At 70.6% G+C, this 8,933-nt stretch carries 6 protein-coding genes; 1 reads left to right on the top strand and 5 read right to left on the bottom strand.

Translation table 11 applies throughout. From position 1 onward, the window contains the following. Positions 1-658: AurF N-oxygenase family protein (locus tag TR50_RS32105; protein ID WP_236654675.1), on the bottom strand; the 658-nt coding region annotated here is incomplete at its 3' end. Between the two features lie 266 nt (positions 659-924). Here TR50_RS32105 and TR50_RS32100 point away from each other — a divergent pair. Further along, a complete protein-coding gene (locus TR50_RS32100) occupies positions 925-2,256 on the top strand; it encodes a ricin-type beta-trefoil lectin domain protein (protein WP_042430435.1) in 1,332 nt (443 codons plus the stop codon). Between the two features lie 81 nt (positions 2,257-2,337). Here the strand turns inward: TR50_RS32100 and TR50_RS32095 are convergent, their stop codons facing one another. The 4 genes from TR50_RS32095 to TR50_RS32080 form a co-directional block, all read right to left on the bottom strand. Next, positions 2,338-3,294, bottom strand: coding sequence for a DUF389 domain-containing protein (locus TR50_RS32095; RefSeq protein WP_042430432.1), 957 nt, complete (start codon positions 3,292-3,294; stop codon positions 2,338-2,340). A gap of 49 nt (positions 3,295-3,343) precedes the next feature. After that, positions 3,344-5,125 (bottom strand): cation:proton antiporter, encoded by a 1,782-nt coding sequence (locus tag TR50_RS32090; protein WP_042430429.1) that lies wholly within the window; start codon positions 5,123-5,125, stop codon positions 3,344-3,346. Between the two features lie 63 nt (positions 5,126-5,188). Continuing rightward, the gene (locus TR50_RS32085; RefSeq protein ID WP_152648755.1) at positions 5,189-7,222 is read right to left on the bottom strand and encodes a hypothetical protein; all 2,034 of its coding nucleotides are present in this window, start codon (positions 7,220-7,222) and stop codon (positions 5,189-5,191) included. A 263-nt stretch (positions 7,223-7,485) separates the two neighbouring features. After that, positions 7,486-8,931 carry a gamma-aminobutyraldehyde dehydrogenase gene (locus TR50_RS32080; RefSeq protein ID WP_042430418.1) on the bottom strand — a complete coding sequence of 482 codons (1,446 nt, stop codon included), beginning with the start codon at positions 8,929-8,931 and terminating at the stop codon, positions 7,486-7,488. Positions 8,932-8,933 lie beyond the last annotated feature (2 nt).

Genomic DNA, 8,933 nt, shown 5'->3' with positions numbered 1-8,933 from the left:
GCCGCTCGCGGATCTCCTGGCGAGCGAACTTCATGTGCCGGGACTCCTCGACGACGTGGATCCGCGAGGTGCCGCGCACGATCTCCAGCACGTTCTCGCCGCGCATCCAGTCGCGCTGCATCACGTCGAGGACCTCCTCGGCGACGAGGATGCCGCCGTAGGCGAGCTCGGCGCGGGCCAGCGCCTTGAAGCCGCGCCCGGCCTCCGCCCACGCCCGGAGCGGCTTGTACTGCGGCACGCCCATCTTCTCGCAGGCCCGCGCGAACATGATGGAGTGCCGGCACTCGTCGGCGATCTCGGTGAGCGCGAAGCGGAACTCGGAGTTGGCCGGGTCCTTCAGGTACTGATCGCGCAGCACCATCTGCTGCAGGATCATCTCGAACCAGATGCCCGTCATCATGATCGAGCCGACCTCGTGCCGGGTGAGCGTGACCCGTTGCTGCTCGGTCATCTCGTCCCACAGCCGGGTGCCGTAGAGGGTGCTCCACTCCGGGTTGAGCCCGTAGTGGTCCTCGGGGAGCGGCGCGTCCCAGTCGATCTCGACGGACGGGTCGTAGGAGAGGGTCGCGGCCGAGTCGAGCAGTCGCTTCGAGACGTCGTCGTCCGCGGACGTGTGCGCTCTGCCGTGGACGTGCGCTGCGGTGGTGAGCTGTGCCATCGATGCCTCCGGGTGACGCTCGGCGCGGGCCCCGCTGCCCTTGTTGACAGAAATTACAACAAGAGTGGGATCGGAGGAAGACCCCCGGCGAAGGCTTCCGAGCCACGGGTTCCGGCACGCGTCTTCGGAAAGTGAACGCAACGGCTCGTCAACAAGCTTCACGCGCACAAGTCTTGACGCCGAGGCCGGGGCGGCGGGAACATGCCAACGGCCGCCGGGAGAACGCTCTCCGGCCGCTCCGCCCGCCCCCCACCCGGAGGAGCCGCATGCAGTCCGACCCCGCCCGTTCCCGCCGCCCCACCCTGATCAGGCGCGTCCTCGCGACGCTCGCGACGATCGCCACCGTCGTGGCCGTGCTGATCACCGCGCCCGTCGGCGCCGCCCGCGCCGACACCGTCCCCGGCCCGCCCTCCGGCTGGCAGACCGCCTTCAGCGACAACTTCGCCGGCGCCTCGGGATCCGCCCCCTCGGGCAACTGGATGTACGACACCGGCCCGGGCTCCAACTTCGGCACCGGCGAGATCGAGACGATGACCAACTCGGCCGCCAACGTCCACCTGGACGGCAACGGCCACCTCGACATCACCGCCCTGAGGGACGGCAACGGCAACTGGACCTCCGGCCGGATCCAGACCACCAGCGCCAACGTCGGCGCGCCCGCCGGCGGCAAGCTGGAGGTCACCGCCGAGATCCAGCAGCCCAACCCCGGCTCCGGGCTCGGCTACTGGCCCGCCTTCTGGATGCTCGGCCCCGGCCAGTGGCCCGAGAACGGCGAGATCGACATCATGGAGGACGTCAACGCCCGCTCCCAGGTGGCCGGGACGATCCACTGCGGCACCTACCCCGGCGGCCCGTGCAACGAGGGCAACGGCATCGGCAGTGGTCTCACCGCCTGCAACGGCTGCCAGAGCGGCTACCACACGTACTCGATGATCCTCGACCGCACCAACACCGCCGCCGAGAACATCACCTTCTACCTCGACGGCAACCAGTACTTCCAGGTGACCGAGGCCCAGGTCGGCACCAGCACCTGGCAGGCGGCCTTCGACCACAACCTATCGATCATCTTCGACCTCGCCATGGGCGGCGGCTTCCCCAACGGCGTCTGCGGCTGCACCACGCCGACGTCGGCCACCAGCTCCGGCGCGACGATGAGCGTCGGCTACGTCGCCGCGTACACCACGACCGGAAGCGGCGGCGGCGGTGGCGGCACGGGCGGCGGTGGCCCGGTCACCGGCTACCAGGGGCTCTGCCTCGACGACCGGTCCGCCAGCACCGCCAACTTCAACCCGATCCAGGTCTACACCTGCAACGGCACCCCCGCCCAGCAGTGGACCTTCGTCCAGGCCGGCACCACCCTGCACGTGCTGGGCAAGTGCCTCGACATCAACGGCGGCGGCAGCGCCGACGGGACGACGGTCGACCTGTACGACTGCAACAACACCGGAGCCCAGGTGTGGATCCCGCAGTCCAACGGCGAGCTGTACAACCCCCAGTCCAACAAGTGCCTGGACGACACGGGCTACGGCGGCTCCGGCACCCAGGTCCAGATCTGGGACTGCGCCGACACCGCCAACCAGCAGTGGAGCATCCCGTGAGCCGGATGCGCCGCTAGCGACGGCCGAGGCGCTCAGGGCCCGATCATCAGGCCCTGAGCGCCACGTCCGGTCGTGAGGACCTCACGCCCGTCCGGGGCGTTCCGCGGCCCGACGGGCGGCGCGGCGCCACAGGCGCCGCTGTCCCCGGAGGGCGAGGACGCCCACGATCACGAGCGTCACGACATTGAGCAGCAGTTGGAGAAACGAGCCCCACGCCTCGTGCCATGAGCCGTAGGCGATCGACACGGCGACGTCCGAGGCGGCGGGAATCGTGGTCACCGAGATGAACACGCCCAGCAGGGCGCTGGCGCGCGCCTCGGTCAGGGAGACGATCCCGACGATGCCCGCGAGGACCGCGACGACGAACGAGAAGAAGTTCGGTGTGTCGATGAGGTTGGAGACCGGTCGCAGACCGAGTTCGAAGGCCCTGGACTGGAAGCCGCCCGCGCGGGACAGCAGGGAGAAGGCCAGGCTCGCGACGATGGCCAGGGAGAATCCGAGCGTCAGCGCGCGCAGACCGTCCAGGACGCGCAGCCGGTTGTGCCGGTCCAGGGCGAGGGCGACGCTGGTGATCGCGCTGTACTCGGGGCCGACGACCATGGCCGCCACGATCAGGATCTGCGAGTTCGACATGATGCCGACGGCGCCGATGAGCCCGGCGATGACCAGGAAGAGGTAGAAGCTGGGCTGGTAGGTGCCCTCGTTCCGGATGTGCGCCTCGACCGAGACCCACAGGGGCGAGTGCAGGAACGCACCCGGCTCCTCGGCTTCGATCCGCTCCATGCGCTGAGAGAACGTCATGTCGACTTCGTCGATCGCGATCGAACCGGCGTCCTCGACGCCGAGCTCCCGCAGCGCGCCCAGCACGCTGTTCGCTCCGCCCTTCATGATGTCGCATTCGAGAGCGTCGCCTGCCGGATCGCGTGCGGCGGCGGGCGCGACCACGACGTTGAAGACATGCCGGTCGGCGCTGAGCAACTCGACCACCGGCTCGGTCAGCGTGGGAGGCACCACGATGCGGACGTGAATCAGTTCCACCGGAGTCTCCTGCGGCCTGATGGCGGGTGCAGCCGCGCGTCTCTCCTGGTCATGTCGTCCCCTCCACAGGCACGGGCATCGCCGTCACGCCCGTGCCGAGAACCACCTCGGTGTCCCCTTCCTCGCGGGCCGGGGCACGGGACCGGGTGACGGGGGCCAGGGCCCCGTCGGCTCGGATGCGGAAGAGGAGGTCGTAGTCCGCCGACGGGACGGTTCCCGCCGGGTGGGCGGCGATCGTGGCACCACCTCGGTGGCGCTGCTCGATCTCCGTCCGGGTGAGCTGGGGTGCGAACAGCGTCTCGCTGTCGGCCTGGGGGCCGCGGACGCGCTGCTCGACCGCCGGCGCGAGGCGGTACACCCGGCCTCCCTGGGAGCCGAGCAGGGTCGAGACCAGGGCGTTGAAGTCGTCCTCGCGGCTGAGCAGCAGGATCGTGGTGATTCCCTCGATGCCGCCCCCGTCGCCGATTCCGGTGGCCATGAGCCCGCCGGGGAGCAGTTCCAGCCCGGTCTGCCGAAGCCGCTGCCGCTGCTCCTCCAGACCGGCCCACATCAGCACGTCGACGCCCGCCGCCCGGAGGACCGTCGCCAGGTCGACCACCCAGTCCTCGCCGCCCACCAGCAGGGGCCGCGAAGCTGCGGGCCGGCGCACCCGCAGCCAGGAGGCCACCGGCTCCGCCGTGAACGCGTACAGCGTGACGGTGGCGACGATGACCAGGTAGGTGACGGGGAGGATGTCCGCGGCCTTGGGAACGCCCTGCGAGGCCAGGGACGCGGAGAACGTCGACGCGGTGCCCGCCGCCACGATCCCGCGGGGAGCCATCCAGCCGACGAAGCTTCGCTCGCCCCGGCCGAGGTCCGTCCGCAGTGTCGCGACGAGCGCGACGACAGGACGCACCAGCAGCACCAGGGCCGCGATCAGGCCGAGGGCCGGCCACCCCAGGTGCCGCAGGCTCGCGGGCGTGATGGTCGCGCTGATGGAGATGAAGAGGATGCCCAGAATCTGCTGCACCAGGGTTTCGAAGAACGGATTGCGGGCCTGGATCCTCAGGGAGGACAGGTTGGTCACCGCGAGCCCGATGACCACCGCGGCGATGAGGCCGGAATCGTCGCGAACCGCGTCGCAGGCGGCGGCGATCCCCACCACCACCGCGAGTTGGGCGGAGGTGGCCAGCCTCTCGCTCAGGCGCATCCGGGCCAGCAGGAGCCACATGGCCACCGTGCCCACGGCGCCGCCGGCCAGGCCGACGCCCAGGCTGCCGAAGAACCGGAGCACCTGGGCGCCGGGATGGCCGACCGTGCTCGCGCTGACCGCGTGGAAGGTGATCGCGCCGAGGATGCCGCCGACCGGGTCGATCAGGGACCCTTCCCACGCCAGGATGTGCTGGAGCCTCTCCTTCGGCCGCACGAAACCGAGCAGCGGGCCGACCACGGTCGGACCGGACACCACCAGGATCACCCCGAGCATGGCCGCCGTGGTCGCCGGCATGTCGAACAGAAGCATGCTGAATCCCATGGCGGCCCCACCGGTGATGGGCACACCCAGCGCGATCAGACGCAGGACGACGCGGCGGGTATGGCCGTGCAACCGGCCCAGGTCCAAGGCCCTGCCCGCGTCGTAGAGGATCACGGCCACCGCGAGCGAGACCAGCGGTGAGAAGGCGGGGCCCAGCAGGCGCTGCGGATTGACCACGTCGGTCAGCGCTCCTGCGGCGAACCCGACGGGCAGGAGCGCGACCAGCGCCGGGAACCGGAAGCGCTCGGCGAGGATCTGACAGCCCACCGCGAGGACCAGCGTCAGCCCGACGCCCGCGAGGATCTGGTCGGTCGTCACGATGCTGTCGATGCCTTTCGTCCCACGTCCGGTCCTGCCGGGCAGCCCGCGTAGCCCGTCGCCTTACGGTGTGGCGCCGATGGGGACGGCCATGGCTGCCGCCTCGGTGGCGTCGACGGGCACGGCGGGCTCGGGACGACGCCAGTCGAGCACGGCCAGGACGGCACCGGCGGCGACCAGGTAGATGAGCAGGTTGGTCAGTGCCTGGCTGGTTCCGTGTCCGCTGAAGTAGATCGTGTGGTGCAGCAGGATGTATCCGTTGCGGGGCGGCAGGTAGGGGCCGAGGTCGCGCCAGAACGCGGGCAGGTACGGCACTCCACTGGCACCGCCGGAGGACGGGTTGCCGAGCAGGATCATCACGACGACCGTCACCAGTGTGCCGATCGGCCCGAGCAGTTTCTGCAGGACCGCGGCGACGAAGGCGACCACGGCGATGATCAGCGAACAGATGGGCCAGACGATCCAGAACTTGTGACTGGGGAACCCGCGCAGCCAGTAGCAGACGACCACGTCGACGAGCAGGCCGCCCACGACGGCGAAGCCGAGGAGCTGCGCCGCCCGCCAGCGGCCGGCGGCTCTGCCGGTCGCGGTCATCAGCAGGGTCGAGGACATGTACCCGCCGATGAGCAGGGGGACCAGCATGAGCGCCTGGACCAGGCCGAACGGGTCCTTGGCCGCGAGCGGGACCGGCGCGTACGGCTGGACGGCGAGCTTCTGTCCGGTGGCCTTGGCGGCGTCCTCGAAGCGGACCGCGAGGTCGAGCGGCGCCAGGTCGCTCATGGACGGCACCACGATCAGGGTGGTCGAGCCGCCGGAGGACACCAGCGCGCCGAAGAGATGGGCCTGGTCGATCGCGGACTTGACCGCGGCTTCGTTGGGATACGAGGTGACCTGGAGGGAGATGCTCTTCTGAGCCGCGGTCAGGACGGGGGAGGACCCGACGACGCCGAACGGGAGGTTCGAGGCCTTGGGAGCGTGCTCGGCGTCCATGTAGGTGGTCGCGAACAGGCACTGCATGACGGCGCAGACGCCGAGCGCCGTGACCATGGCGATCACCGCCCGCCTGCGTGCGGGCGGGACACCGCCCGCACGCCCCGGGCCGTCCGCCGGGGCCGTGGCCCTGGCCGGGCGGATGCGCCCGTACCAGCCGATGACGGCCACCCCGGCGGCGACGTACAGGAGCAGCACGACCAGCGGGGTGGAGATGTCGTTGCCGCCGAAGTAGAGCACGTGGTTGATCAGGGTGATCGCGTTCTGCGGCGGGAGGACCACGCCGATGTTGCGCCAGTACACGGGGAGCAGGTAGGTGCCCAGACCGCCGGCGGGCGGACCGCCGACGACGATGAACAGCACCGCCACCAGCAGGGTGCCCATCCTGCCCACCACCGCCTGGACGGCGGCGGACGCCAGGGCCACGGCGGAGGTGACCAGCCAGAAGCACGGCAGCAACGGCCAGAAGCGGCTGTTGGGGTAGGCCCCGAGGCCCGGACCGGCGATCAGGTCGGTCAGCAGCGCGCCCACCAGGGCGTACCCGATCAGGATGGCGGCGCGCCAAGGGGCGGCCGCGACGCCGTGAGCCGCCTTGAAGACCAGCACGGCCGCGAGGTATCCGCCGATCAGCAGCGGCAGCAGCAGGAGCGAGGGCACCGCGCCGACCGGGTCGTCGGCGGTGAGCGGCGCGATCGACTGCACCGTGACCGGGCGGCCCAGCTTGTGGGCCGCGTCCAGGAACGCCGGTTCCAGCTCGGTCTGGGCGAAGAAGCTCTTCGACGGAACAACGACCAGCGTGTCGGACGAGCCGCCGGTGAGGTACGCCCCGTAGATCTCGCCCCGGTTCGCCGCGCTGGTCACCGCCGACTGGTTCGGATACGAGGTCAGGCTCAGCCCCGCCTTCGACGCCACCGCGGCGACGACGGGCGACGGGGCCCCGGACACACCGAACGGCATGTCCCGCGGGACGAGCAATTGCTGGGCGCTCACCAGGCACAGCGCGAAAAGGGCCTGCGCGACGAGCACCAGGCCCAGCGCGATGAGGACCTTCATCACCGTGCGACGTTCGCTCGCCGCCGGAGAAGCGGAGGTCGATCGACTCGCCATCTCGTCTCTCCCTGTCGCGCCGCCGGAGCTCTCACTCTCGTGCGGCGGCTCTCCCGGTCGGGCGAAGGCTCCGGCTGAGCCTCCATCAGGTCCGTGTGCGTCCGTAACCATCTCGGCACGGACCCGCTCGACCGGCAACCAGAGGGACCCTCACGAGTGGGCAGGGCCCGGATCGCCCGGGCGACAGGGCTCCAGGGGTTTCGGATGCGGGCGGCACGTCACCGCACCTGCGTCGCGCGCACGAGAACGACGAGGGCGGACGCTCAGAGGGCGGTCATGACGTGCTTGATGCGGGTGTAGTCCTCGAAGCCGTAGGCGGAGAGGTCCTTGCCGTAGCCGGACTGCTTGAATCCGCCGTGCGGCATCTCGGCGAGGAGCGGCGCGTGGGTGTTGATCCAGACGCAGCCGAAGTCCAGGCGCCGGGACATGCGCATGGCGCGGGCATGGTCCTTGGTCCAGACGGAGGAGGCCAGGGCGAACCTCACGTCGTTGGCGTACTCGACGGCCTGGTCCTCGTCGGAGAACCTCTGCACGGTGATGACCGGGCCGAAGACCTCGTTCTGGATGATCTCGTCGTGCTGACGGAGGCCGGTCACGACGGTGGCCGCGTAGAAGTAGCCCGCCTCGCCGACCCGGTGGCCGCCGGTCTCCACCGTGGCGTGAGCGGGCAGCCGCTCGATGTAGCCGGACACCTGGGCTAGCTGGTCGGCGTTGTTCAGCGGGCCGTAGCAGACGTCCGCCTCGTCGACGCCGCCGGTCCTGGCGCCGGCGGCGGCCTTGGTCAGGGCCTCGACGAAGGGGGCGTGGATCGACTCGTGCACCAGGACACGGGTCGCGGCCGTACAGTCCTGGCCCGCGTTGAAGAAGCCCGCCGTCGAGATCACCCGGGCGGCCTCGGCGATGTCGGCGTCCTCGAAGACCAGGACCGGCGCCTTGCCGCCGAGTTCCAGATGGACGCGCTTGACGTCCCCGGCCGCCGACTGGGCGACCTGGATCCCGGCCCGTACAGAGCCGGTGATGGCGGCCATCGCCGGGGTCGGGTGTTCGACCATCAGGCGGCCGGTCTCGCGGTCGCCGCAGATCACGTTGAGGACGCCGGCCGGCAGTCCCATGTCCGCGAGGACGCCGCCGACGATGTCGGCGAGGAGCACCGTGGAGGCCGGAGTGGTGTCCGAGGGCTTGAGGACGACCGTGTTCCCTGCGGCCAGGGCGGGGGCGAACTTCCACACCGCCGTCATCATGGGGTAGTTCCACGGTGCGACCTGGGCGCAGACGCCGATCGGCTCCCGGCGGATGATGGAGGTCATCCCGTCCGCGTACTCGCCCGCGGACCTGCCCTCCAGCAGGCGGGCGGCGCCGGCGAAGAAGCGGACCTGGTCGGCCATGGGGCCGATCTCCTCCGAGAGGGTCAGCCCGCGCGGCTTGCCGGTGTCACGGCACTCCGCGTCCACGAGTTCGTCCGCTCGGGCCTCGATCGCGTCGGCGATCCTGAGCAGCAGCTTCTGCCGGGTGCTGGGGGTGGCGTCGCGCCAGTGCGGGAAGGCGTCGGCGGCGGCTGCCATGGCGGCGTCCACATCCGCCGCGCCGGACAGCGGAGAGGTCGCGTACACCTGACCGGTGGTGGGGTCGACGATGTCCAGGGTGCGTCCGTCGACGGCGTCGACGAACGCACCGTTGACGTGGTTGTGCAGTGTGCGAAGGTCGCGCAAGG

Source organism: Streptacidiphilus anmyonensis, assembly GCF_000787855.1.
GTDB classification, from domain to species: Bacteria; Actinomycetota; Actinomycetes; order Streptomycetales; family Streptomycetaceae; genus Streptacidiphilus; species Streptacidiphilus anmyonensis.
The sequence above is the reverse complement of the archived record's forward strand: the minus strand, read 5'-3'. Positions and strand labels throughout refer to the sequence as shown.